This is a genomic window from Anthropogastromicrobium aceti (genome assembly GCF_020687335.1).
Lineage (GTDB): Bacteria > Bacillota > Clostridia > Lachnospirales > Lachnospiraceae > Anthropogastromicrobium > Anthropogastromicrobium aceti.
Genome location: NZ_JAJEQN010000039.1, coordinates 1 through 26,380 on the forward strand (window position 1 = coordinate 1; position 26,380 = coordinate 26,380).

The following is a 26,380-nucleotide window of genomic DNA, read 5'->3' on the forward strand; positions in this document are numbered from 1 at the left end:
TGCTGAGAAAGTAGTACACGACGTATGAAATCCCATCAGCATAAATCCTGAACACAGTGGCTATATTTCAGTCTATACGGCTGGATGATGCTGCCAGAATCTAAGGAATCCCACGGTTTTAACCGTGGGAGTATGTCAAAAGGAACTATCAAAATGAGAGAATAGATATAGCAAGTGATAAATCGAAATTTGTGGAGAGATTTCTTGAACTTTCCTTATTTTACAGGCTTTTCAGCCCATTAGACAGTGAAATGATATGTATTTTCCCTTATTTTTGCCCTTATGCGGAATCTGCAAGGGAAATAAGGGAAATTTTTGTTTAAGCATTGCTCGCTACTTTATCAAGAAGTCTTGCGGAATCCCGCTTTGCTTTTCTTGTTGAGTGAGCGTAAATATTCATTGTGGTACTGACATCAGAGTGTCCTAACAACTCCTGTACATCTTTCGGGGCAGCCCCATTGGAAAGCAGGTTGCTGGTGTAAGTGTGACGTAACTGGTGAAAATGAAACTCCTCAAATCCTTCCAGCTTCTTTGCCACTGATCTGCACACAATGCCGAGTGTACTCGGCAGTTCCAAAGAACCATCCGGTCGCAGGCAGACAAAAGAAATTTCTTTGTAGTCGGCTGGGACTTCCTGTGTTCCGTCAAGATGATAGTATTCATAATATACCCTGTTTTTCACATGCACTTCTTTGTAGTAATTGCGGTGATATAATTCGCCATACTGCATCCGGTTTTTGAGCTGTTCCTTTCTGGCAGCTTTCAGTATTTCAGTCAGAGTATCGCCAAAATCAACAATCCTTACTTTTTTCCGCTTCGTTGGTCCGATAATATTTTTGTGTTTTATGCCGTCGTAGCGGATACTGCGTTTTATAGTGAGACATTGTTCCTCAAGGTTAATGTCCTGCCAGGTAAGACCACAGGTTTCTCCGATACGGAGTCCGGCATAATACGCAATCTGAATCGGCAGAATGGCAGGTGGGTTTTTCTTTTCCAGATACTTGATAAGTCGCTCGTAATCCTCGTGTGAAATCGGCTGTGTGCCTTCTTCCACTTCATCATCGGAAAAGAGGTCAACTTCCTCTGCCTGTCGTTTCAGCTTGATATATTGCATCGGATTGAAACTGATTAGTTGTTTTGGAAATACTGCAAAACGGAAAGACTGCTGTAACACTGCGGAAAAAGAATGGATATAATCTTTGCTGTATCCTTTTCGCACTTTTCCATCTGGAAACTCGCCACCGAATGTAAGCAGGTCGAGAAAACTCTGTAAATGTTCAGCGGTAACTGTTTTTAACTTTCGGCCTGCAATCGGGTGTTTTTTGATACATCGGATTGCACCAAGATAATTTTCCACTGTGCCATTGCTGAGTGTTCCGGTTTTCAGTTCTTCTTCCGCCCACATATCCAGAAGTTCTCCTACCGTAAGGCTGTCTGCTTTTGCGACAAACTTCTTATTTTCATAATCTTCCAGTGCTTTACGGAGAAGCTTTTCCGTCTCGCTTTTGCTTTCGGTTCCAGCATATTCTTTCTGAACCATTTTACCGCTTGCGTCCTCTACATAGAAGCGATAGTACCATTTCTTTCCTTTTTTTCTAACAGATCCTTTTGCCATAATCGTATATCTCCTTTCGATATCAGACAATCGGAACTGTTGAAATGCTTCTTGCGTGTAGGCATCTTATGGACAAGTCCATAAGCCAATTCGCCGCTCGTCAAATCTGTAAACAGCCTGACTCGCTTGTGCTCATTGTATCACAACTCCGGTTGCCTTGCTATACCGATTCAGAATCGTCATACATAACTTCGGATAAAAGATTTGCAAGCCTTTGTTCTGCTGTTTCTGGCTTTTTGGAATAGAGTCTTATCACATCTGCCATATCGTTAAATGCGTTGACAGTATGCGTGATCTCCCTGAGAAACATAATCTCATTATATTCATCTTTCGATTCAAATCCCATTACTTTAGCAATATCCGCATCTTTGGTACTGCCTTTGTAATTTTTACAGGCGAACTGAAATGAATCCAGAAACAGTTCATATTGCTTTAACATTAACAGCAGTAAGTCTTTAGAAAAAGCGTCTTCTGTTTTATTAAGGTCAAGAGGTAACTGCTTGAGAATATCGCCCATCGCATCACGAATCAATAATTCTTTCTTATCCGTAATATCAGTTTCATATTCGTCCGTTTCCCCTTTGAGCCATTCAATCGATACATGAAGTGCTTCCGAAAGACCTTCCAGTACCATTTTTTTGGTATTGTCAATCGAACCATTCTCATAACGCAGGATTGTGGAAGCGGTAACTCCCATCTTCTCTGCGACATAAGGCTGTGTCAGATTTAATTCGAGACGGCGCTGTTTTGCCCTGCTGCCGATCAGCTTGCGTAGTTCTTTATCTTTCATGCTGATGTGCCTCCTTTTTCGGTATGTCATTACTATACCACGCAGCAAAATATATTGCAATATGCAATTTCAAGAAAAATAGTAAAATTTCATAATGCTTGACAAAGCAATATAAACACGCTATACTGACAGCACAAACGAAATTGCATAATGCAATTTAAAAGGAGGTGGTTATATGACACAAAGAAAGATTGCCCTATCTATTGAAGAAGCTGCTGATTATACGGGAATCGGCAGGAACACCCTGAGAAAGCTGGTGGAGTGGAAGAAGCTTCCGGTATTAAAGGTCGGTAGGAAAGTCCTGATCAAAACGGATATGCTGGAACTTTTTATGGAAGCCAACGAGGGCAGGGACTTGAGGGATAAGGGAAATGTGAAAGCAGTCACAAGAAACGGTTCAACTTAAAAAAGCGGTTCCCGAAGAAACCGCCAAAGGTTCTATCAGACTGGAGTCATGATATACCTACACGCAAACAGATTATACCATGTACTTCGTCTGATAGACAACAGGAAACTTATGTTTGGAAGAAAAAAGAAAGGACGATGATATTTATGGCAAGATCAACAAAAAGTTATGAGGAGCGTATGCTCCAGTTGGAAAAGAAAGAACAGGAAAGCCTTGAGAAAGCAAAACAGTATGCAGCACAGAAACGGGAACTGAAGAAACGTCAGAAAGATGTGGAAACCAAAAAGCGGACACACAGGCTCTGTCAGATTGGCGGTGCAGTGGAATCGGTGCTGGGTTCTGCGATTGAGGAAGAAGATATCCCGAAGCTGATCGGCTTCTTAAAAAGGCAGGAAGCAAATGGGAAATTCTTCTCAAAGGCAATGCAGAAAGAGCCAGTTGCAAATACGGAGGAAGTGTAATGCCGGAGGGAGTGGATTTTCCATTCCCTTCATTGCTTTTTTATGAAGGGCGCACTTATGGACAACCAGAGGTCGTCCGTATAAGTTTGCCACAGGTGGCAACCGGTCTGCGCTTATGCTTGCCGGGCTCGTTCCGTCGGCGGGGCTTTCAGCCGGAAATCAAAGCCGGATACGGCAGAAAGGGGGTAACGGATCATGGCGATTTTTCATTATACAGTAAAGATTGTTGGGCGCAGCAAAGGAAAATCCATCATATCAGCATCTGCCTATCTCAATGGCGATGTGATGAAAAATGAAGAAACAGGCAGAATCAGTTACTACACTTCCAAAAGAGAAGTCGTTTATACCAGCCTGATGATGTGTGAAAATGCACCACAGGAATGGCAGAATGTACCTGCTGAAAATATCAGACGGTTCCAGAAATCTGTCCGATATAAAAGGGCAGATAACAAAGAAGCTGCACTGGAAAAATTTAAACTTACCTTTCAGAAGCAGCGTTTATGGAATGAAGTTTTGAAGACAGAAAAAAGTGCAGATGCACAACTCGGCAGGTCATTTGAGTTCTCACTTCCGAAAGAATGGAGCCGACAGGAACAGATAGATTATACAACGGAATATATCCAAAAGACCTTTGTAGATAAGGGAATGTGTGCGGATTGGAGTATCCACGATAAAGGAGATGGAAATCCCCATGTGCATTTACTTGTGACGATGCGACCATTCAATCCAGATCACTCATGGGGGAACAAAGAAATCAAGGATTGGGATTTTGTCAGAGATGAAAATGGAAATACCGTGGTGGATGAATCCCATCCGGACTGGTGGCAGGATAAAAAGAACCCTGACCGTCATGGAATCCGAATCCCTGTACTTGATGAAAATGGAGTCCAGAAAGTCGGGGCAAGGAACAGGAAACAATGGAAACGTGTATTGACCGATGCTACCGGGTGGAACAATCCAAAAAATTGTGAACTGTGGCGGAGCGAATGGGCGAATGTATGTAATGCACATTTGAAAGTAGAAAATCATATTGACCACCGTTCTTATGCAAGGCAGGGAAAATTAGAGATACCGACGATCCATGAGGGTGCGGATGCCAGAAAAATTGATGAGAAATTTCAGAACGGACAGACATCATCCGCTTCATGGAAAGTGGAGGAAAACCAGATCATAAAAAGACAAAATGCACTGCTGAATAAAATACAGATTTCTTTTGGAAAAGTATCCGGTGCATTGACACAATGGAAGGAGCGATTGGATGATATTAGAAGAAAGCCGGGAAGTCATTCCCATGATGGAGACAATGATAAATCAGATCGAGGAACAGCAGAATCTTATTGCAGAGATGGTACAGGAATTGCAGGAACGGGATCGACAGCTCCTGTCTTTTCAGGAGCAGAACAAGAGTTTAAAAAGCTTAAACAGCGAATTATCCGGGCTGCTGAATCTTTTGCCAGATACAGAAGAACTGCTCTCACAGATCGAGCAACAGAAAACCAGAATCGTACAGTTGGAAACCGAGAATCAGCAATGGCAGGAATTAACGCAGAAGCTGAACAGCGAGAACAGCTTATTGCAGAAACAGAACAGCGAATTGCTGACCTTAAACAGCAGATAGAGAAAGCGAGGGAGATTGATGAACGGATGCAGAAACTCAGAGAACGTCGGGCAGGTGGAAGAACTTCTGCTGATGACGGAACAGATGCAGGACGAACTGGATCAGAAAGACCAGAGAATTATGGAACTGAACAGGCAACTAAACGAATCGCTGACCTTGAACGAGAAATTGAACAGCGAAAACAGAGCCGAGAATATCGAAGCATTGCGGACAAGATTAAGGAAAACAGAGGAACGATTGACCAGCGAGGCAGACAGCAGGAAAAGAGCCGACGCCGAAGTCGTGGCATGGAAATTTAAGTATGAAAAAGCAGAACAGGAAAAACTTTATGCACAGACACATCAAAAGACGGTAGATGTAGCTGTTGAGAAAAAAGTGCCTTATGAGAAATGTGAAAAATGTGACCGGACTGCTTACCAGAAAGCAAAAGAAAAATGCGATAATCGAAAAAGTCAGTTGGAAAAGAAATATAAAAATATGACGGTTGCTTATGAAAGTACCCTGTTCCTGCTGGCATGGTACAGCATAACAACAACACTGTTTGCTGCTATTCTTTCGCCAGTTTTCCTTAACGATTTTATCACCTTTTTCGGTGCGATTGGAAAAGGAACGAGAAGCTTGTTTCGAGAGTTTGTGACAGGTGCAGATTCTTTTGGGCAGTTAAGCAGTGGAATCCCAAACAGTATCCTTTCTGGGATTATGTACTGGCTGATTGCCAGTGTTGTTATGGGAATTTTATTCGTAATAACAGGATTGCTGATAATCGGGATTGGTTACCAGATAGGAAAAATTTATCGAAAATATTGCTGGGATATCATCAGTATCATGGTAGCAATAATGAGTACAGCTATTGCAATTTACTTTGGAGATTGGATAAAATCTATTATTTCTATAAATCTCATTACACTATTACTATTGGTGCATGTGGTTTATATTGGAATCCGATGCTATGTGAAAGATTGGATGGAAGAACGGGGATATTATTAAATTGGAATATAAGCAGGAGTGCTCCTGCTTATATTTTATTTATCTACCGTAATGTGAAAAGAAAACAGACGCAGAAAGTAAATCCTATGATAGAGATGAAGAAAGAAGAAATTTATGAACTCTGTGAAAAGGGACATAAATTATTGTTGTAGAGTTTTCAAATCATTCAGAAAAGGGTATAGAATATAGACAAAAGCAAGGACGGGAAATTATAAAGAAACTAATAGAGATGTAGGAAAGAACAGATAAAATTGGCATTATTTCATAATACAAAATGCTAGTATGAAACAGCAGTCAAAGCTGGAACAGAAAAGATCCATCTGGAAAACAACAGCGATGGAAAACTTCCCTGTGAATAGCAGACGACTTAAGACTGGGATTTTACCAATTAAATTAGTGTAGTGACTCTTACAGAATTAACAATGCAGAACACAAAAAGCTATGTTAAATTGTATAAGTACCCGTTCCAGGAGCAGCTTTTGATTTATGTACAAAGGTTATGAAGGCATCCTTATTTGATTCCATGAATATTTCGATATTCTCTTGGCCCAAGTCCATATGCCTTTTTAAATAGTTTTGCAAAATGTCCGGAATTGTGATAGCCAACTTTAGCCGCAATCGTGGCAATTCCATAATCGGAGTTTTTTAATAAAAGCAGTGCCTGATTCAGCCTCATTTCTTTGAGATATTCATATGGAGTTGTTCCGAAATGTTTCCTGAATGCCAATTGATAACGTGCGGGACTCATACCGGCAATCCGGGCCAGTTCATCACCGGATGGATAGGCAGATAAATCGCTTTTCATTACGGTTATGGTCTTTTTCAGGTTCCGGATATCCTTATAATCCAGTTTTACAGAAATATGTTTTTGCTCCTGTTCTATTCCTTTTACAACCAGAGAAAGAAGTTCCATTACTTTACTCTCCAGATAGAGTTTTAGAGTAGTTCCCTCTGCCTGGCAGTCCCGTATCTGCTGAAATACGAAATTGAGTTCCGGGAGGTTAGGATTTTTGAGAAGATAATCCCTTGCAGAACTGAGAAGTCTGGCATTATTTTCATCGTGCAGCTTGAAATAAGTCTGGAAGTATTGAGGGGAAAGAATCACCTTAGTAAATCGGACGGCCTTGCCACCTTCACAATAGGTATAGGTTTTCTTTTGGGTATTAAGATAGCAATAAATTCCTTTGTCAACCTGATTCCTTTTTCTTCCACCAATTTTGAAAGAACTGCTGTCGGTTTCAAACTGGCTGATTTCCATATAGTCCTCTGAAATTTCCGTGATTTTTTCAAATGTATCTTTTGGTTTATAATCACCAATCAGAATTAAAAGAAGATTATTTTCAAATTCTATCAGTTGGAAAGTGCCACTACCATAGTCGGAAAGCATACGGTAGGAGGAAATGCCATCACTGCAAAGTTCATGAACCTTTGCAAAGTGCATAGCTTCCGGAAGCTGTAATAAATAGTCAATTACTGATGGAATCATTTCTGTACTCATCCTTTCTGGGTTAATCTGCTGTATTTCATTGGCTCTGAACACTTGTATTCTAGCATATACTCCCCTTTAAAAAAAGGTGACAATCCAATATTTATTAGTCACGATTTTATAAAAAAGGAAGCAGAAAAACAACAGAATATGCTGAAAATACAAGGATTTTCAAGATGAAACAAAATGCACAGAGCAATACAGGATTGATATTGATTTTTGGCTTTCTTATGAGTAAAGTAGGTGTAGTTAGAAAGATGTAACTCACCTAAATTACACTATTAAAGAAAGGGGTATCGTTTCATGGAACAAAAACGAACCGGATTACCATACGTTTTTACACTTGCAAAAGAAGAACGTGGAAAACTGGGACTGGGAATGCTCTTGGCGGTTTTCTCTTCGGCATTATCCCTGGTTCCGTATATGGTAGTCTATCAGATCTTGCTTCTGATTATTAAAAATGAGGTAACACTTCATACGATTTTAAAGTGGGCTGGAATCGGTATTGGTGCAGCAGTGCTGCAGGCGATTTTTACAGCATTAGCCGGAATCTGTTCCCACACTGCAGCCTTTAATACCATGCATAGGATCAAGGTTCGGGTGCTGGAGCATATGTCAAAGTTTAACCTCGGATATTTTCAAGAACATGCACCAGGACAGATCAAGACCACATTATTTGATGATGTGGACAGAATTGAGAACTTTCTGGCACATAGTACGTTGGAGCTGGCACAGGCTATTGTTGTACCGCTTATGATGTTTCTTTTCATGTTGCGGCTGAATTGGAAGATGGCACTCATTATGCTGATACCCATGATCCTGGGAATTGCAATCCCGATGGCACTCATGGGCAGATATCCGGATCTGACGGACGAATTTGCAGGTGATACGGAAAAACTGAATGCTTCCGCAAATGAATTTATTACGGCAATGCCGGTTATCAAAATGTATCACCTGACTGCTGAGAAATTTGAACAGTACCGGACTGCTCTCAAAGTATACACAGACTGCTGGATAAAGATGTGTGAGTCCTCCTGCAATCCATTGTCAATCGCACTTGTTGTACTGGATTCCGCAATTCTGTTTACCCTGCCTGTGGGTGGCTGGCTTTATCTTCAGGGCTCTTTATCAGTGGCATCATTCCTTTTATTTATCCTGCTTACCATGTGTTTTTTTACTTCCTTTCTAAATCTGGTAACGATTGCCATGCAGTCGATGGAACTGGGCAGTGGTCTTGACCATGTGAAGCAGATTATGGACATGGAAGTAATGCAAAGCGGAAATAAAGAGCTGCCGAAAACGGGTTCTTATGGAATTGATTTTGCCCATGTGACATTCCGTTATACAAAGGAAGGTGAGGAAGTATTATCGGATATTGACCTGCATCTGAAGGCTGGAAGCATAAATGCATTTGTTGGTCCATCCGGAGCCGGAAAGACAACAGCGGCACAACTGATCGGCAGATACTGGGATGCAGACAGCGGAACGGTCAAAATCGGAGGAGTTCCGGTAAATGAGTTAAAAGCAGAAAATCTTTCTGATCTGACAGCTTTTGTGTTCCAGGATGTATTTCTCATGGAGGACACCCTTCTGGAAAATATCCGGATGGGAACAAAAGCTACGGAAGAACAGGTAAGACAGGCGGCTAAGGCGGCACAGATTGATGATTTTATTATGAGTCTGCCAAATGGATACATGACCAAAATCGGTGATGCGGGTGTGAAACTGTCCGGAGGACAAAAGCAGAGAGTTTCCATTGCAAGAGCAATTTTAAAAGATGCGCCTATTATTGTATTCGATGAGGCAACTTCCTATTCGGATATTGAGAATGAGCATAAGATACAGCTTGCACTTCAAAATCTGTTGCAGGGAAAAACTACGATCATGATTGCACACAGACTGCATACCATCCGCAATGCGGATCATATTGTTGTCTTTGAAGATGGAAAAGCAGTGGAACAGGGAACACATGATGAGCTGGTTGCAAGAGAAGGACGATACAGCCATATGTGGGATACTTACATCAGAGAAATGGTGGGAAAGGAGTGAATACAGGATGCTGCATAGTATTAAGAAGTTAATTGGTGATAAAGGCAGACAGTTAATCGTACCGATTGTTTTGATGTCACTGGATGCGATCGGAAGTCTTGTGATGTATCTGATGCTGTACTTTACTGTGGTTCATCTTTTAAGCGGAACGCTTTCAGGTACACTTGTACGGAATTATACCATTGTATGCTTGATAAGCGTAATACTTCGGCTGATCATATATAGAAGTGGATACTTTCTGTGCTTTTCGAGAGGTGCTAAGATGTGTAGTAATCTGAGGCTGCAGCTGGCAAATCATTACCGCTCGTTAAGTCTTGGCTATTTTAATCAGAACAGCAGTGGATATTTGCTTACGACGCTGACAAAGGATTTGAGCAATTTTGAACTGGTACTGACACATACCTTACCATCGATTATTAAGACTCTGGTAATGGGAGTTTTGATTTTGACTGGTACATTTTTTATCAACTGGAAGCTGGCACTTGCGGAATGTGTAGTGATTCTGATCGCATTGCCAATATTACACCAGGGTAACGTTCTGGTTGAAAAATATGGAAAAATGAAACGTGATCTGACCTCTAAAATGGTATCTATCGTACTCGAATATATCAAAGGCATGAAAGTGTTTAAGTCTGCCAATATGACAAGTACACATTTCGCAAGAATGTCGGATACATTAGAGGATATCAGAAAAACAAATGTACAGGCAGAAGTAAAAACTGCTGTCCCGACCAGTATGTATTCCATCGTTGCAAACTTTCTCCTGCCCTTCGTACTGCTGATTGGAAGTTACCTGTTTTTAGGCGGATCAATCGCTTCCCAACAGCTTGTGGCATTTATGCTCATGAGTCTTGCTTTGTCAGCACTTCTGATTGCGTTTGAACATTCTTATGGCCTGTTGAAGGAACTCAGACTTGCAGCATTCAATTTGGAACAGGCATTTGACACCAAGCCGCTTCCTTACAGGGAAGAACAGGTGACATTAAAGCACTTTGATGTTGCATTTGATCATGTAAGCTTTTCTTATAATTTACAGACAGAAGTATTACACGATATCGGTTTTCATGCAAAAGAAGGAAGTACTACGGCTCTGATCGGACCATCCGGCTCCGGTAAATCCACGGTAGCAAATCTTATCGCACGTTTCTTTGATGTTACAAAAGGAAGTATCCGTATCGGAGGAAAAGATATACGACAGTTAAATCCGGATGGACTTCTGCAATATATCAGTGAAGTATTTCAGGAGAATACATTGTTATCTGATACCATCTACAATAATATCAAAGCCGGACGTGAGAATGCGACAGAAGAGGAAATCATTTCGGCTGCAAAGGCGGCTCATTGCCATGAGTTTATTGTAAAGCTACCAAAAGGATACCAGACAAAGCTGTCTGAGGGTGGCAATACATTATCCGGAGGAGAAAAACAGCGGATTGCGATTGCAAGAGCAATTCTGAAGGATGCGCCTATCCTGCTTTTAGATGAATCCACCGCCTCTTTGGATGCAGATAATGAGGCAAAAATCAATCAGGCACTTGACCATCTGATGAAGGGAAAGACAGTATTTGTAATTGCGCACAGGCTGAATACCATACAGAATGCCGACCAGATCATTGTTCTAAATGATGGAAAAATTGAAGAAATGGGAACACATGATATGTTGCTTAAAAAACAGGGACATTATTATGCAATGGTGCAGGAGCAGCAAAAAGCAAAGGAATGGATTGTGAAAGGTGCATGAGTTTAAAAAAATTATGAACAGGAGAGAAATTATATGAAAGATTCAAAAAAAATGATTGTCGGTGCTGTTTTGTATACGCTGTTATATATTGGAATCATATATGCTTCCCTTTGTCTGGGATATATTCACCCATTTTTCTGGGTATATGCTTCGTTGGTTTCTTCTGTGTTTGCAGGGATTCCGTATCTGTATTTGACGACAAGATGGCAGAAGTTCGGTGTTGGAACACTTTTTGCATTTCTTGTGGCAGGTGCTTGTGCGCTCATGGGAGAAGGGACGATTCTAAACTGGGGATTGATTTTGTTGATCGGAATATTGACGGACATTATTCGCTGTGCAATCGGTAATAAAAGAATAGCCGGAGTGCGTATCTCATATCTTCCTTTAGCTTTGATTCCATTTGGTCGTACAATTGTAATATGGACAAATCGTGCAGAAGAAATCGCAGATCAGGCAGCAGAGATGGGAAAGGCATATGGTGATACCATGGAGGCAATCACACCAATATGGATGCTAGTAGTTATGATTATTATTACGGTAATAGTAGCATTTCTTGCAGAACGGATGGTAGAAAAATGCATGAAGAAATCTGCTTGTTTAATGGAAGCGTAATATATCAGTAATAGTGATTTTAGAGTGAAATGGATAAGACGCAGAGCATAGCACAAGGTGTATCGCAAAGAAGTAAAAAACTTTAATGCGATACACCTTTTTGATATAGGAAATTATAATGTATTCCGGCTTTGAAAGGTAAATTTAATTTATATCGAGAATGGAATTTGTACAAAATCCATAAAATGTCCATTTATGGAATAGTAGCTGATATTGTTTGTTGTGATATAACATAGTTGTAGTTTGCAATATAGTTTGAAATCAAGCTATATTGCAGTAAGAATTGCTTGAAGATTTACATTTTTATTAATGCGTTGTTTAACAATAGCCATGGAAGTGAACAATATGGGTATACAGACTGTCTGGAAAAAATGCATTATAAATTTTGAAATAATCAGTGCATATTTTACTTATCAAGGTGTATCGAAATGAAGCGAGGCCTTTTTTGATGAAAAAGGAAAAATGTTTTATCTCAATTCAGTTGTTCCACAGCTTTTTTTCATGATGACAGTTGTACTTCTCATCCGTAACCACTTTCTAACTATGTTTGCGTAATCTCCTGATAGAAAAAGTATTCGAACAGACCTAAATATTAAGCTGTCACCTTTTTCAAGAGTGACAGCTTAATTATTACCACAATTCTAATGAGTCTTCTGCATCAATCCACATCTGTAAATTTCCATCAAGATACAACCTTGCATATTCAAGCGGTTCATCAATAGCAAGTGAGTTCAATGCACAGTCTGAACCAGGTGTAGTCTTTAAAATTTTTTCAGCTTCCCAGCAGTCAATGCGAAGCATATAGCCGGCACTGGTATAAACATCAATACTGTTGCACTGTGGATTGTATTCTGCAAATATTGTTCTCATCGTATCCCATCTCCTTATCATTCAATCAATCATTAGTTGTAAAAAATTAAGAAGCATTTCAATCAGTTCACCATGTCACTTTTATTTCGTGTTATAATATGTTATCAGATTTTCTTGCCCTTGTATTTTCCCTTATCAGAGTTCGTAAACTTATATGGGAAGATATAACACAAGGGAAACAATAAGGGAAAGCTCACCTGCGACAAATCCAGTGTTTTCAAGGGATTGCGGAGAATTTGATAACAAAATATAACAGTTATTAAATCTCTTAAAACAGGTGAAATCTCAATCAAAATTTGTGGAGGTATATATTATAATGAGAGTAATGATTTCAATCATTCTTATGGTAATTGCAGCGTTGGTCGGTTTTTTCTTTGGAGCTGGAATGAGCGAAGCAATGGGTGGAGCAATACTACTTTCAATGATTACAGGCTTTGCTTGCACTATTAGTGCTATTGAAAAGAACAAGAAGGAATGACAAGTTCACATTTGTTTGATTGGACAAATAGGAATCAGTAGGAGAAGATTATGAAGTTTTATAATATATTTTTTAGCCCAACCGGTGGCACAAAGAAAGTAGCAAATATTGTTGCGAAAGGGACGAAACTGGACGCTGAAGAAATCGACCTGATCAAAGAACCGGATAAACTCATGAAGGTGAACTTTGAAAAAGAGGACTTGTGTTTGGTTGCTGTTCCGTCCTACGGCGGGCGTATTCCTTCGGCTGTAACGGATATGTTCTGCAATGTAAAGGCAGACGGCACGAAGGCAATTCTTGTGGCGGTGTTTGGAAACCGTGCGATTGACGATACTTTATTGGAGTTACAGGATGTTCTGGAAGCATCGGGCTTTGTGTGTATCGCAGGCATGGAGGCTGTTGCAGAACATTCTCTGATGCACCAATTTGGAACCGGACGCCCGGATCAGCAGGACGAAAAGGAATTACTGGAATTTGCCGCAAAGATCATGCAAAGCGACGAAACGCAAAGGACACCTAAATTCCCTGGAAACAGACCATATCGAGAATATGGTGGAGTTCCCCTCAAACCTGTTGCAAATGGAAAATGCACCTCCTGCGGTCTGTGCGCAAAAGAATGCCCAGAGGGTGCTATTCCCTTGAACAATCCGAAGCTGACCGATAAGAACAAGTGCATTTCCTGTATGCATTGCGTAGCAGTCTGTCCGAAAAAAGCAAGAGATTATAGCAAGTTTGTCAGCTTTATTGCCGGGCAAAAAATGAAGAAGGTCTGTTCCGGTAGAAAGGAAAACAAATTGTACCTATAAGTCGTTGTTTGTGGAGGTGTTTGGATGTGTGGAATAGCAACTGATTTATAAAAATTAAATCGGAGGTTTATATGGATTATTCAATAAGAGAATTAAGACAAAACGAGTCTAAGGTCTAAATACCTTTTATATGAAGCAATTTTTATTCCAGAAGGGACTCCTGTACTACCAAAAGAGATTATAAATCAACCAGAATTACAGGTGTATGTTAAAGATTTCCAAGAATTATTGATAAAGTAAAGGCGGCTGGATTGCAAGAACCGGAGTTTATTGGTGGTGATGTTGATTTGCGTATTAACATATATCGAAGTTATGTTGACACCCCAAATGGAGAGAATGACGCCAAAAGCAGCTTAAACGACGCCAAAAACGAGGAAAACGACGCCAAAAATGGAGAAAACGACGCCAAAAATGGAGAGAACGACGCCAAAAATGGCTTAAACGACGCCAAAAAGCAAAAAGAATTACGGCAAGAAGAAAGACTTTTGCATGTTATTAAAGAGAACCCATGTGAAACACAAGCATATTATGCGGATCAGCTTGGTTTGTCAAAAAGAACAATTTCTCGAATGTTTGTTTCTTTACGAGAAAAGGGTATCTTAGTACAACGTGGAACATCGAGAAAAGCTCATTGGGAAATTATAAAATAAGAACCACGTTAACAGCAAATTTAATTCCCGTTAGAGTTCTACAGCAAAGCCCGAAGGTGAATGGCTTTCGTAACCCGCCGCGCAGTGGCATCAATAAAATAGGTTGAACTTGCTGTAAAAATATGCTATAGTAAGATAAAATTAAATATGAAGTGTTCAGGTGTCGGAGCAATCAACTGCGATTGGCTCCGGTGAAAAGGGAAACAGGTGCAAATCCTGTACGAACTCGTCACCGTGATAGGGAGCAGGAGCCGCAAAATCACTGGGAAACTGGGAAGATGGCCGATGCGATGATCTTAAGCCGGGAGACCTGCCTGAACGCTGTACAGAAACGAAAGTTTCAGACCACGAGTAAAAAGGTTGTACGTTTGGATTTGCAAAATTGATAGAGGCATTGATTTTGCAGATTTATTTGTGTACGGCTCTTTCTCTGACAATGGATCAGAAAGGAGTCTTTCTTTTTGTATGCATTTTATCATTTTTTTTGATGACTGCTGGAAAAATCATGGTTGGAAGCAAATCGTTTTTGGCTGCTTTATATTTGATTTGAAAAAGCAGAAAAACTGCAAAAAAAAAGAAAGGCTAGGTAAGCAAACATGAGAAGAAGAAATCTGGCAGTACTGGTATCCCTGTCACTGATGGGCACTATGAGCATGACAGGTTATGCAGCAAGTGAGAAGGAGACAACAACCGAGGCAGCAAGCACTGAGGCAGGATCAACTGAGGCAGGATCAACTGAGGCAGAAAGTAAATCAGCAGATCAGGAAGCAGCAGACAAGGTTGCAGATCTGATTGATGCAATTTATGTTCAGGAGAGAACCGATAAGACCGATGAGCAGTGTAAGGAAGCAAAGGAAGCGTGGGACGCATTGACTGACGCACAGAAGGAGCTTGTTGAGGGTGAGAACGCTGATCCGGATTACTTCGGAAGAGATACAGGCGATGCTTCTAAGGATGATCCGAGAAACGGTGATGAGATCGGTGAGAATGAGATTCTTGTTGTAAGCTTTGGTACTTCCTTTAATGACAGCCGTGCTGCTGATATCAAGGGAATTGAGGATGCATTGCAGGAAGCATATCCAGATTGGTCTGTAAGACGTGCATTTACAGCACAGATCATCATCAATCACGTACAGGCTCGTGATGGCGAGTGTATTGATAATGTTGAACAGGCACTTGACCGTGCAGTTGATAATGGTGTAAAGAATCTTGTTATTCAGCCAACCCATCTGATGCATGGTGCAGAATATGATGAGCTTATGGATGCAGTAGAGGAGTATGAGGACAAGTTTGAGTCTGTAAAGGTTGCTGAGCCGCTTTTAGGTGAGGTTGGCGACGATGCTGCTGTAGTAAATGATGACAAGAAAGCAGTTGCAGAGATCCTAACTGCTGAGGCAGTTGAGAAGGCAGGCTATGATAGTCTGGATGCAGCAAAGGAAGATGGTGTTGCATTTGTATTTATGGGTCACGGAACTTCTCATACAGCAAAGGTATCCTACAGCCAGATGCAGACTCAGATGAATGACCTTGGATATGAAAATGTATTTATTGGAACTGTAGAGGGTGAGCCGGAGGAGACTGCATGCGAGAATGTTATTGATGCAGTATCAGAGGCTGGTTACACAAAGGTTATCCTTCGTCCATTGATGGTTGTTGCCGGTGATCACGCAAACAACGATATGGCAGGTGAGGATGAAGATTCATGGTTAAGTCAGTTTGAGGCATCTGAAAAGTTTGAAAGCGTAGATACTCAGATCTTTGGTCTTGGTGAGATCGAGGGTATCCAGAAGCTTTACATTGATCATACAGCAGCTGTAATCAACGAGCAGTAATTAAAAACACATAAAAGCAAAGGGCATAGCAATTATATGAGAAGAAAAAATATCGCTGTAGTTGGTATGCTGTTAGTGACCTGTCTGTCATCCGTTGGATGCGGACAGAAAAAAGATAAGCAGGAGTCTTTGGCAGCAACAAAGACTTCTGCTTTCGAGACAGCATCCGAAAAGCAGACAGAAGAGAAGACAGAAAAAGAAACAATTAAAGAGACAAGCAAGGAAAATGTAAAAGAAACTGAAACAGAGACAGAAAAAGAAACTGAAAGTAAGACCGAGGCAGATACAAAGACGGCAGTTTCTGAATCTGATGAGCTGGCAGATGGTGTCTACACTGCTGATTTTAACACTGACAGCAGTATGTTCCATGTAAATGAAGCATGTGATGGAAAGGGTACTCTGACTGTAAAGGATGGAGAGATGACCATTCATGTTTCACTTACATCGAAGAAGATTTTAAATCTTTATTATGGTCTTGCAGCAGATGCTGCAAAGGAAGGCGCACAGCTTTTAGATCCAACTACAGATAGTGTAACATACAGCGATGGAATGACAGAGGAAGTGTATGGCTTTGATATTCCAGTTCCGGCACTTGATGAAGAATTTGATGTTGCTCTTATTGGAACAAAGGGAACATGGTATGATCATAAGGTAAGCGTATCTAACCCGGAGCCAAAAGAAGATGATGCAAAGAGTGCAGTTGACCTTGAAGATGGCAGCTATACAGCAGAGGTTACGCTTGAGGGTGGAAGTGGCAGAGCTTCGATTGAATCTCCGGCTACTCTCACAGTGAAGGATGGCAAAGTGACTGCTTCGATTGTCTGGAGCAGTCCAAACTATGATTATATGATTGTAGACGGCAAAAAGCTTTTTCCTGTTAACACAGAGGGAAATTCAGTGTTTGAGATTACAGTTGCTTCATTTGATACGGAACTTGATGTGATTGCCGATACAGTAGCAATGAGCAAGCCGCATGAGATTGAATATACGCTTGCTTTTGATTCTTCTACAATCAAGACGGCAGAGTGATGAGAAGAGAAAGCTTACTTGTAGGTTGTGCGCTGATCGGTACGTTAACGTTATTTTCTGGGTGTAGAACAGCACAAAAAAGTAATGAGAAGCAAATCCTGACAAAAATAGAGTCAAATGCGGATGAGAGCGCATCAGAAAATAAAACTAGCAAGCAGAATGTGTTGGGAGAGCCGACTGGCAGCATGGCTCTTTCCTATGCCGAAAATTTTTCAGTGGATTATTATGGTGATTATACCCTGTTAAAGACAAAGGACGGCACACAGATTTTGACTGTGCCAGAGGACAAGGATATACCAGATAATCTTGATGAAGATATTGTTGTACTGAAGCAGCCAGTGGATGGAATTTATCTGGTTTCATCAGCTGTTATGGATATGTTTCGAGAGCTAGGTGCGCTGGATTGCATCCAATTTTCTGGCCAGAAGGCAGAAAATTGGTATATTGATGAGGCAAAAGAGGCAATGGAGCAAGGAAAAATGCTCTATGCTGGTAAATATAGCAGTCCTGATTACGAATTGTTAGTCTCAAAAAAATGTTCACTTGCGATCGAGAACAGCATGATTCTTCATTCACCAGAGGTTAAGGAAATGCTAGAAGATTTTGATATTCCAGTCATTATCGAGTATTCGAGTTATGAGACGCATCCACTTGGCCGTGTCGAGTGGATTAAATTTTTTGGCGCGCTGACTGGAATGGAAGAGGAGGCAGAAAAAGCCTTTGAAAAACAGACAGAGATTGTAAAGCATGTCACAGCGACAAAGAAGACTGACAAGACGGTTGCATTTTTCTATATTACCTCAAATGGTCTTGTCCAGGTGCGCCAGAGCAACGACTATATTCCTAAAATGATTGAGCTTGCTGGGGGACGCTATATATTTGAAAACCTGGGAGATGATTCAAAGCGCTCAACAATGAATATGCAGGTTGAGGAATTTTATAACAAAGCAAAGGATGCCGACTATCTGATTTACAACAGTACGATTGATGGTGGTGTAAAGTCAGTTGATGAGCTTATAGAAAAATGTTCAGTTTTATCTGATTTTAAAGCAGTAAAAAGTGGTGACGTCTGGTGTACCGAAAAGGATGTCTACCAGCAGTCGATGTCGATTGGCTTTTTAATTGAAGACATTCACAACATGCTTCAAGGTGCAGATGATAAAGAAATGAACTATTTGTATCGTTTGGACTAATAAATGAAACATGACGCGTGAACAGTACACAGCTTTGCCAATTTTTGGAAAGGAGATTGCCTTACAATGGAACAAAAACGAAAAATAAGATACATAATTGTATTTCTCCTTTTGGGATGCTGTGTGGTGCTGCTTTGTGTATTAAATATCTGCATTGGAAGCGTTTCAATTACTGTTTTCGATATTTTGGCATCCATTCAGGGAAAAGCAGTTGAAAATGCCAGGATTCTGTGGGATATTCGTATGCCCAGAATGCTGGCTGCTCTGATTCTCGGAGGAGCGCTTGGCCTGGCAGGTTATCTATTGCAGACCTTTTTTCATAACCCGATCGCGGGACCGTTTGTTCTTGGTATTTCCTCTGGTGCAAAGATGACCGTATCGGTTGTCATGGTATTTTTGATGGGACAGGCTATTAGCGTAAGTTCTGGAATGATGATTGTTGCAGCGTTTGTCGGGGCAATGATTTCAATGGGATTTGTGCTACTGGTATCGCGAAAGGTCGACAGTATGGCTATGCTTGTTGTCGCCGGCGTAATGATCGGCTATATCTGCTCAGCCATAACGGAACTTGTCGTGACCTTTGCAGATGATGCGCAAATTGTTAATCTTCATAACTGGTCAAGAGGAAGTTTTTCAGGCACAACCTGGGATAATGTGACTGTGATGGCAGTCACTGTGGCAGTGACATCGTTAGCCGTTTTTCTATTGTCAAAGCCGCTTAGCGCATATCAGCTGGGTGAATCGTATGCGAAAAATCTCGGCGTGAATGTAAGGGGACTTCGCACGGCTATGGTACTTCTTTCAAGTATTCTTTCTGCGTGTATCGTGGCATTTGCAGGACCGATTTCTTTCGTAGGGATTGCAGTGCCGCATTTGGCAAAGCAGTTTCTTTCCAGTACAAAGCCGATCTTAATGATTCCGGCATGTTTCTTAGGAGGAAGTGTATTCTGCTTATTTTGTGACCTGCTGGCAAGAACGGTGATGGCACCGACAGAGCTTAGTATCAGCACAGTTACCGCAATTTTTGGTGCACCGATTGTACTTTGGATTATGATTCGCAGAAATAAAGAAAGAACGGCAGAGTAAGAGGACTTTAAGATGAGTGAAAAAGGATACCTTCAAACGAAAAAACTTTGCGTCGGCTATCAAAAGCACATAGTGGTAGATAATATAGAAATTTCTCTTGAACAGGGTGAGATTCTCACATTGATTGGTCCAAACGGTGCAGGAAAGTCAACTGTATTAAAGAGCATTGCCAGACAGCTTGAAACACTTGGCGGAAGTATTTATCTCGATCAGAAAGAACTATCAAGGCTGTCTGGACAACAGTTGTCACAGAGCATGGCAGTTGTAATGACACAAAAGCTTCGCGCAGAAAAAATGACATGTGAGGATGTAGTTGCGACAGGCCGCTATCCTTATACGGGACGCTTTGGAATCCTTTCTTCGTCCGATTGGAAGGTGATAAAGGAAGCAATGGAATTGGTGCAGGTAACACAGATAAAGGATCTTGACTTTAACAAAGTCAGCGATGGACAGCGTCAGCGCGTCATGCTTGCGCGTGCGATTTGTCAGGAGCCGCAGATTTTGATCTTAGATGAACCGACCTCCTATCTGGATGTGAAATATAAGCTTGAATTTTTATCAATTCTACAGGAAATGAAGCACCAGAAAAAGTTGACAGTCATCATGTCACTTCATGAGTTAGACCTCGCTGAGCGCATTTCCGATCAGATTCTTTGTGTAAATGGAACAACGCCAGAGCGTTTCGGAACACCACAGGAAATTTTTATAAAAGGATATATTTCGAAGCTGTTTGGCATCTCGTCAGGAAGCTTCGATGAGAAAACCATGAATGCAGAGCTGCCAAAGCCTTGTGGAAAGCCATCTGTTTTTGTCATCGCCGGTGACGGGACCGGGCGAAACATTTACAGAAAGCTGCAGCGAAAAAACATTCCATTTGCCACAGGCATTCTCTTTGAAAACGACCTCGATTATCCAGTCGCAAAGGCACTCGCCGCTAATGTAATCGCATCAAAAAGCTTCGAGCCAATAAAAGGCACGACGCTAGAAGCCGCGAAAGCCACGCTAAGTGAGTGCGACCACGTAATCTGCTGCCGACCGAATTTCGGCACCTTCGAGAAAGCCAATGAAGAACTTCTTTTCTATGCAAAGCAGTTGGGAATAAACCTATTGACATGGTAGTTTATCAATGCTAATATACCAAAGGCAGAGATAGAGAAACATGCAAAAGGAAAAGGCAGGAAAGAAATGTTAAATCAGTTTTCAAGAACACAGCTTTTATTGGGAAAAGAGGGAATGGATGCGCTTGCAGGAGCTAAAGTAGCCATTTTTGGCATTGGTGGCGTTGGCGGCTATGTGGTAGAAGCACTTGCAAGAAGTGGTGTTGGTTCTTTTGTAATTGTAGATGATGATAAAGTATGCTTAACTAACATCAACCGTCAGATTATAGCAACGAGAAAGACAATCGGAAAATATAAGGTAGAGGTCATGAGAGACCGAATTCTGGAAATCAATCCAGATGCGAAGGTAGAGATGCGCCAGTGCTTTTATTTGCCTGAGAATGCGCATGAATTTGATTTTTCTGAATATTCCTATGTGGTTGATGCGGTTGATACTGTTACAGCAAAGATCGAAATCATCATGCGTGCACAGGCGGCAGGCGTTCCTGTGATTAGCTGCATGGGTGCAGGAAACAAGCTTGATCCGACACAATTTCATGTTGCCGATATTTATAAGACAACGATGTGTCCTCTTGCAAAGGTTATGCGCCATGAGTTAAAAAAGCGCGGTGTCAAGAAGTTAAAGGTTGTCTATTCAACTGAAAAGCCAGTGCGTCCATTGGAAGATATGAGCGTAAGCTGTCGTTCTCACTGTGTATGCCCTCCAGGAACAGCGCATAAGTGTACTGAGAGAAGAGACATTCCAGGAAGTGTTGCATTTGTGCCGCCAGTGGCAGGACTGATTTTGGCAGGAGAGGTCATCAAAGATTTGACAGCAGGTACCTTAACGATAAAAGGCGAATAAACGACTAAGAAAATTAAATGAATATAATAGCGAAACTCCCGTCAGCTTTATTTGCTGACGGGTTTTTGTTAGCAGGAGGCTTAGATGAAAACAGAATTTGTTCTTCCGGGTGAAATTGAAAAGCGAAGCTTTGAGATCATCGCAGCGGAATTAAAGGAGCGAAATATCAAGTTGGATAATAAACTGGCACCAGTGATATGCCGCGCTATACACACGACAGCCGATTTTGATTATGCACATACACTTGTATTTTCAGAAGGTGCGCTTGATAAGCTAAAGGAGCTTATAAAAAGCGGAGCAGCGATTGTGACAGATACAAATATGGCGTTGTCTGGAATCAATAAAAAAACATTAGCCGTGTTTGGATGTGAAGCAAAATGTCTTATGGCAGATGAGACAGTAGCAAAGCTGGCAAAGGAGCAGAAGACAACGCGTGCGGCCGTTAGTATGGAGATTGCTGCATCTTGGAATAAGCCAACCATATTTGTGGTAGGAAATGCACCGACAGCGCTGATGAAGCTTTATGAAATGTACCAGGCAGGATTATATAAGCCAGCCTTTATAATAGGTGTTCCAGTAGGATTTGTAAACGTAGTGGAAGCAAAAGAAGAAATCATGGAGACTGACATTCCTTATATTATAAATAAAGGAAGAAAGGGCGGAAGCAATGTGGCAGCAGCCATATGCAATGCAGTTCTCTATGAACTTTCTGGACGAAAATGCGTATGAGGTACGGATTTACGACAGGAAGCTGTGCGGCAGCAGCCTCTAAGGCAGCTGCCTACATGCTTTTGACAGGAAAGAAAAAAGAAACAATCTCTATTGTAACACCAAAAGGCATCGTGTTTGAGACAAAGCTGTTAGAGATTACCAGAAAAGAGAAAAGCGTTAGCTGTGCGGTTGAAAAGGATGGAGGAGATGATCCTGATATTACGACTGGTGCGCTTGTCTATGCAGAGGTATCTTACAAAGAACGTTCAAAAACGTCACAGACAGAAACTTCTCTACAAGAAGAAAAACAAACAGAAACGAAAGCACTCCATGCAACCATCGAGATTGATGGCGGAATTGGCGTTGGCCGTGTCACAAGACCGGGCATGGATCAGCCAGTTGGAAATGCTGCAATCAATCATGTGCCGCGCCAGATGATTGAGGCCGAGGTGTTAGAGGTTTGCCGCATGGCAGATTATAAGGGCGCTTTAAAGGTTATTATTTCTATTCCAAAGGGAGTCGAGCTAGCAGAAAAAACATTTAACCCACGCCTTGGAATTGTTGGCGGCATCTCTGTGCTTGGCACAAGTGGTGTAGTAGAGCCAATGAGCAGTCAGGCGCTTCTTGACACTATTCGTCTTGAGTTAAATATGAGACATGCGCAGAATAGCCAGATAGCGGCGGTCTCTCCGGGCAACTATGGACTCGATTTTATGAAAGAAACCTACGGCTACGATCTTGATGCTAGTGTTAAGTGCAGCAATTTTATTGGAGAGACAATAGATATGGCAGTTGAATGCGGATTTGAAAAAATGCTTCTTACAGGACATATCGGAAAGCTTGTCAAGGTTTCCGGAGGCATTATGAATACACATTCACGTGAGGCAGACTGCAGAGTGGAGCTTCTTGTGGCAGCAGGACTTCGCGCAGGTGTCAGCCGTGACAATCTGATGAAAATCTTGGATAGTGCGACAACGACAGAGGCAATTGCCTATTTGGAAGAAGAAAAAAAGACAAAGCCTGTCATGGACTATCTGATGGAAAGAATCATCTATTATATGAATAAACGTGCCGGTGGCAAAATGAAAATTGAATGCATACTCTACGACAACCAATATGGTGAATTGGCAAAAAGCGAAGGTGCAGAGGAATTTTTACATGAGCTGCAGCACGAAAATGTTAATGCTAACGAGACAACCATTTAGAAAACATAGCAGCTGCAAATGAGGCTGCGGATTGAGAGGAAAATATGGTATCATTTGTAGGGGCAGGATGCGGTGCTGCCGATTTGATTACAGTGCGCGGAATGAGGCTTTTGCAGGAGGCAGATCTTGTCATTTATGCCGGATCACTAGTAAATCCTGAGCTGCTTTCTTATACAAAGAAGGGATGTGAATGCTTAAATAGCGCCTATATGACGCTTGATGAGGTCATAGATGCATTGCAAAAGGGCGAAGAAGAAGGAAAGAAGATGGTGCGTCTTCATACAGGTGATCCGAGCATTTACGGTGCAATTCGTGAGCAGATGGACCGTCTTGAAGAGCTTGGAATAGGTTATGAGACTTGTCCTGGCGTAACGGCATGTTTTGGCGCAGCGGCAGCACTTAACTTAGAGCTGACAGTACCAGAAGTATCTCAAAGTCTTATTATCACACGTATGGCAGGACGCACGCCAGTGCCAGAAAAGGAGAGCATCGAAAGCTTTGCCGCGCATCATGCGACTATGGCAGTTTATTTGAGTGCAGGTCATTTAAAAGAATTATCAAAGAGATTGATTGCAGGCGGCTACAGCGAAGATACACCGGCAGCTATTGTTTATAAGGCAACATGGCCAGAGCAGCTTTGCTTAAAATGTACTGTGTCCACACTTGACGAAAAAGCTGAAAAGTATGGAATCAAAAAGACAGCAGTTGTTCTTGTGGGAGATGCGATCTCACCGTCCGACTATGCGCTGTCGTGTCTCTATGCGCCTGACTTTGAGACAGAGTACAGAAAGAAAAAGACAGAAGAGGCATTAGCATTAGATGGAAGAGACAAGTAATTGCATCAATATTATTAGCTTTACAGAAAAGGGAGAGGCTCTGGCAAATAGGCTAAGCGCATATCTTTTCCAGTCACAGCAAAAGGATCAAGCGGATTGCGAATGTGATAGAGATTTAGTTAAGTGCATAAGTAAGTGCCGTGCATCAAAATCGTATTCTTCGATACGTTTGTCAGAGTGTGCGAAAGAAAGCTTTGAAAAAAAACAGGGAATGATTTTTATTGGTGCTGCTGGTATTGCAGTGCGCACGATTGCACCATTTTTAAAGGATAAACTGCATGATCCATTTGTTATTGTGATTGATGAAAATGGGGATTATGTTATTCCTATTTTGTCGGGTCATGTTGGACGTGCCAATGAGTATGCTCGTAAAATTGCCGCCTTTTTAAATGCACAAGCAGTAATTACTACGGCAACTGATGTCAGTCACTGCTTTGCTGCTGATTTATTTGCACAGAAGAACAACTATGTAATTCAAAATAAAGAAGGCATTGCTCGTGTCTCAGCAAAAACGCTTGCACATCAAAATGTGACAGTGCGCTGTGAAAACAGGTTAGTGACGCTTTCTTTTGAGGGAACAGTACTAAAACAAGAGAGCATTGAGCAATCAGAAAAAGAAAGTGAAAAAAAGCAGATATCAGATCAATCAGTGCCAGAAAAAGAGGCGGATATCATAATTTCTCCTTTTATACAAGATGGAAAAAAGGGTTCACTTTGGCTTGTGCCGCGCTGCATCGTGGTTGGTGTGGGCTGCCGAAGAAAAAAAGAGGCAGCTTTAATTAAACAGACAATTTGTGAGCGTTTAGCTCAAAGTGGTATTGCGAAAGAGGCAGTTTGTCAGATTACTTCAATTGACCGCAAAAAGGATGAGGCTGGACTTATTGAGACAGCATCAGATTTTAATGTTGAGTTTGTTACATTTACTGAAGAAAAGTTAAGACAAGTGCCGGGAAATTTCAGCAGTTCTGCATTCGTTGAAAAGACTGTTGGAGTAGACAATGTATGTGAGCGCTCTGCAATGGCAGCAGCACCACAGGGAATACTTCTTGCGAGAAAGTATGCAAAAGATGGAGTAACTGTAGCTATTGCAATGCATACATTTTTTCCGGTATTTTAAAGACATTCCATAGAAGATTTTTTATAACGCTTTCGCGGATGATAACAAAATAACGAAAGGCAGGTTATTGGTTTGAAACAAAAAATATATGTAGTAGGAATTGGACCGGGTGCACCTAAGATGATGACGCCCCAGGCAAGGCAGGCACTTGAAGAAAGTGATGTGATTGCCGGATATCCGGTATATTTAAAGCTTCTTGGTGATCTGGTTCAGAATAAGAAAACAATTGCAACACCGATGACAAGGGAGGAGGAACGCTGCCGTCTTTGTTTCGAGGAGGCAAAAAAAGGATGTATCGCATCTATTGTGTGCAGCGGTGATTCAGGCGTATATGGTATGGCATCTTTAATGTATGATCTTCTCCCGGAGTATCCAGGCTGTGAGCTTGAGATTATTCCGGGTATTACGGCGGCAGTCAGCGGTGCAGCTGTTCTTGGGGCGCCTATTGGTCATGACTTTTGTGTGATAAGTTTAAGTGACAGACTGACGCCATGGGAGATAATAGAAAAGCGGCTGTCAGCGGCGGCAGACGGAGATTTTTGTATTGCCATTTACAATCCGTCAAGCAAGGGAAGACCAGATTATTTAAAGCGCGCATGTGAAATTTTGCTTCGCAAGGTTTGTCCAGAGCGAATGTGTGGCTATGTGAGAAATATTGGAAGAGAGGGTACTGAATATAAAATATGTACGCTTGAACAGCTTAAGGATGAGCAGGTCGATATGTTTACAACTGTTTTTATCGGTAATTCTCAAAGCCATGTGGTGAAAGGAAAGCTTGTGACAGGGCGTAATTATCATATAAATACTCATATGCAAAAGGAAAACTGAGAAAACAAGAAT

The 26,380-nt window shown here is 41.4% G+C and carries 25 protein-coding genes and 1 riboswitch; of the genes, 21 read left to right on the forward strand and 4 right to left on the reverse strand.

Annotation, left to right across the window (positions count from 1 at the left end; all coding sequences use genetic code 11):
* Positions 1 to 319 precede the first annotated feature (319 nt).
* Both LKD48_RS12935 and LKD48_RS12940 read right to left on the reverse strand, forming a co-directional pair.
* Positions 320 to 1,615, reverse strand: a complete 1,296-nt coding sequence (locus LKD48_RS12935) for a tyrosine-type recombinase/integrase (RefSeq protein ID WP_308732215.1) — start codon at positions 1,613 to 1,615, stop codon at positions 320 to 322.
* A 160-nt stretch (positions 1,616 to 1,775) separates the two neighbouring features.
* The gene (locus LKD48_RS12940; protein ID WP_055219034.1) at positions 1,776 to 2,405 is read right to left on the reverse strand and encodes a helix-turn-helix domain-containing protein; all 630 of its coding nucleotides are present in this window, start codon (positions 2,403 to 2,405) and stop codon (positions 1,776 to 1,778) included.
* A 175-nt stretch (positions 2,406 to 2,580) separates the two neighbouring features.
* Here LKD48_RS12940 and LKD48_RS12945 point away from each other — a divergent pair, with 175 nt between their 5' ends.
* The 4 genes from LKD48_RS12945 (at position 2,581) to LKD48_RS12965 (ending at position 5,877) form a co-directional block, all read left to right on the forward strand.
* Positions 2,581 to 2,811, forward strand: coding sequence for a helix-turn-helix domain-containing protein (locus LKD48_RS12945; RefSeq protein WP_002578307.1), 231 nt, complete (start codon positions 2,581 to 2,583; stop codon positions 2,809 to 2,811).
* Positions 2,812 to 2,957: 146 nt separating this feature from the next.
* Complete coding sequence (locus tag LKD48_RS12950; RefSeq protein ID WP_055219036.1) at positions 2,958 to 3,272, forward strand: hypothetical protein; 315 nt, start codon at positions 2,958 to 2,960, stop codon at positions 3,270 to 3,272.
* Between the two features lie 195 nt (positions 3,273 to 3,467).
* Positions 3,468 to 5,189 (forward strand): MobA/MobL family protein, encoded by a 1,722-nt coding sequence (locus LKD48_RS12960; RefSeq protein WP_055219038.1) that lies wholly within the window; start codon positions 3,468 to 3,470, stop codon positions 5,187 to 5,189.
* Positions 5,173 to 5,877: a DUF6040 family protein gene (locus tag LKD48_RS12965; protein ID WP_308732216.1), complete on the forward strand. Its 705-nt coding sequence runs from the start codon at positions 5,173 to 5,175 to the stop codon at positions 5,875 to 5,877. Before LKD48_RS12960 ends, LKD48_RS12965 begins: the two co-directional genes overlap by 17 nt.
* A gap of 511 nt (positions 5,878 to 6,388) precedes the next feature.
* Here LKD48_RS12965 and LKD48_RS12970 read toward each other — a convergent pair.
* Entirely contained in the window at positions 6,389 to 7,363 is a 975-nt protein-coding gene (locus LKD48_RS12970) for a helix-turn-helix transcriptional regulator (RefSeq protein WP_055219042.1), read from the reverse strand.
* A 303-nt stretch (positions 7,364 to 7,666) separates the two neighbouring features.
* On the opposite strand from LKD48_RS12970, the gene LKD48_RS12975 reads away from it, so the two are divergent.
* From LKD48_RS12975 to LKD48_RS12985, 3 genes are read left to right on the forward strand one after another with little or no spacing between them, the layout of a single operon-like run.
* Positions 7,667 to 9,412, forward strand: coding sequence for an ABC transporter ATP-binding protein (locus tag LKD48_RS12975; protein WP_055219044.1), 1,746 nt, complete (start codon positions 7,667 to 7,669; stop codon positions 9,410 to 9,412).
* A gap of 7 nt (positions 9,413 to 9,419) precedes the next feature.
* Positions 9,420 to 11,153 (forward strand): ABC transporter ATP-binding protein, encoded by a 1,734-nt coding sequence (locus LKD48_RS12980; protein ID WP_055219046.1) that lies wholly within the window; start codon positions 9,420 to 9,422, stop codon positions 11,151 to 11,153.
* Between the two features lie 33 nt (positions 11,154 to 11,186).
* The gene (locus LKD48_RS12985) at positions 11,187 to 11,765 is read left to right on the forward strand and encodes an MptD family putative ECF transporter S component (RefSeq protein WP_055219048.1); all 579 of its coding nucleotides are present in this window, start codon (positions 11,187 to 11,189) and stop codon (positions 11,763 to 11,765) included.
* Between the two features lie 630 nt (positions 11,766 to 12,395).
* Here LKD48_RS12985 and LKD48_RS12990 read toward each other — a convergent pair.
* Positions 12,396 to 12,635 carry a DUF6061 family protein gene (locus tag LKD48_RS12990; protein ID WP_055219050.1) on the reverse strand — a complete coding sequence of 80 codons (240 nt, stop codon included), beginning with the start codon at positions 12,633 to 12,635 and terminating at the stop codon, positions 12,396 to 12,398.
* A gap of 316 nt (positions 12,636 to 12,951) precedes the next feature.
* On the opposite strand from LKD48_RS12990, the gene LKD48_RS12995 reads away from it, so the two are divergent.
* The 14 genes from LKD48_RS12995 (at position 12,952) to cobJ (ending at position 26,368) form a co-directional block, all read left to right on the forward strand.
* Positions 12,952 to 13,113 (forward strand): hypothetical protein, encoded by a 162-nt coding sequence (locus LKD48_RS12995; protein WP_227102398.1) that lies wholly within the window; start codon positions 12,952 to 12,954, stop codon positions 13,111 to 13,113.
* A 50-nt stretch (positions 13,114 to 13,163) separates the two neighbouring features.
* Positions 13,164 to 13,919 carry an EFR1 family ferrodoxin gene (locus LKD48_RS13000; RefSeq protein WP_262539040.1) on the forward strand — a complete coding sequence of 252 codons (756 nt, stop codon included), beginning with the start codon at positions 13,164 to 13,166 and terminating at the stop codon, positions 13,917 to 13,919.
* A 251-nt stretch (positions 13,920 to 14,170) separates the two neighbouring features.
* Positions 14,171 to 14,569 carry a MarR family transcriptional regulator gene (locus LKD48_RS13005; protein ID WP_308732217.1) on the forward strand — a complete coding sequence of 133 codons (399 nt, stop codon included), beginning with the start codon at positions 14,171 to 14,173 and terminating at the stop codon, positions 14,567 to 14,569.
* Between the two features lie 141 nt (positions 14,570 to 14,710).
* A riboswitch (cobalamin riboswitch) is annotated at positions 14,711 to 14,901 on the forward strand.
* 264 nt (positions 14,902 to 15,165) lie between these two features.
* On the forward strand, positions 15,166 to 16,401 hold the full coding sequence (locus LKD48_RS13010; protein WP_227102401.1) for a sirohydrochlorin cobaltochelatase: 1,236 nt from the start codon (positions 15,166 to 15,168) through the stop codon (positions 16,399 to 16,401).
* 36 nt (positions 16,402 to 16,437) lie between these two features.
* Entirely contained in the window at positions 16,438 to 17,430 is a 993-nt protein-coding gene (locus LKD48_RS13015) for an iron transporter (RefSeq protein WP_308732218.1), read from the forward strand.
* A complete protein-coding gene (locus LKD48_RS13020) occupies positions 17,430 to 18,623 on the forward strand; it encodes an ABC transporter substrate-binding protein (RefSeq protein ID WP_227102403.1) in 1,194 nt (397 codons plus the stop codon). The genes LKD48_RS13015 and LKD48_RS13020 overlap by 1 nt, the downstream gene beginning before the upstream one ends.
* 66 nt (positions 18,624 to 18,689) lie before the next feature.
* Complete coding sequence (locus tag LKD48_RS13025) at positions 18,690 to 19,709, forward strand: FecCD family ABC transporter permease (RefSeq protein ID WP_308732219.1); 1,020 nt, start codon at positions 18,690 to 18,692, stop codon at positions 19,707 to 19,709.
* Positions 19,710 to 19,721: 12 nt separating this feature from the next.
* Positions 19,722 to 20,828 carry an ABC transporter ATP-binding protein gene (locus LKD48_RS13030; protein WP_227102405.1) on the forward strand — a complete coding sequence of 369 codons (1,107 nt, stop codon included), beginning with the start codon at positions 19,722 to 19,724 and terminating at the stop codon, positions 20,826 to 20,828.
* Between the two features lie 66 nt (positions 20,829 to 20,894).
* Positions 20,895 to 21,671: a tRNA threonylcarbamoyladenosine dehydratase gene (locus LKD48_RS13035; RefSeq protein ID WP_262539057.1), complete on the forward strand. Its 777-nt coding sequence runs from the start codon at positions 20,895 to 20,897 to the stop codon at positions 21,669 to 21,671.
* An 84-nt stretch (positions 21,672 to 21,755) separates the two neighbouring features.
* Entirely contained in the window at positions 21,756 to 22,400 is a 645-nt protein-coding gene (locus LKD48_RS13040; protein ID WP_308732220.1) for a precorrin-8X methylmutase, read from the forward strand.
* On the forward strand, positions 22,397 to 23,587 hold the full coding sequence (cbiD, locus tag LKD48_RS13045; protein ID WP_308732221.1) for a cobalt-precorrin-5B (C(1))-methyltransferase CbiD: 1,191 nt from the start codon (positions 22,397 to 22,399) through the stop codon (positions 23,585 to 23,587). Before LKD48_RS13040 ends, cbiD begins: the two co-directional genes overlap by 4 nt.
* A gap of 44 nt (positions 23,588 to 23,631) precedes the next feature.
* Complete coding sequence (gene cobM, locus LKD48_RS13050; RefSeq protein ID WP_308732222.1) at positions 23,632 to 24,423, forward strand: precorrin-4 C(11)-methyltransferase; 792 nt, start codon at positions 23,632 to 23,634, stop codon at positions 24,421 to 24,423.
* Positions 24,407 to 25,540: a cobalt-precorrin 5A hydrolase gene (locus tag LKD48_RS13055; RefSeq protein ID WP_227102410.1), complete on the forward strand. Its 1,134-nt coding sequence runs from the start codon at positions 24,407 to 24,409 to the stop codon at positions 25,538 to 25,540. The genes cobM and LKD48_RS13055 overlap by 17 nt, the downstream gene beginning before the upstream one ends.
* A gap of 72 nt (positions 25,541 to 25,612) precedes the next feature.
* A complete protein-coding gene (gene cobJ, locus LKD48_RS13060; RefSeq protein ID WP_308732223.1) occupies positions 25,613 to 26,368 on the forward strand; it encodes a precorrin-3B C(17)-methyltransferase in 756 nt (251 codons plus the stop codon).
* Positions 26,369 to 26,380 lie beyond the last annotated feature (12 nt).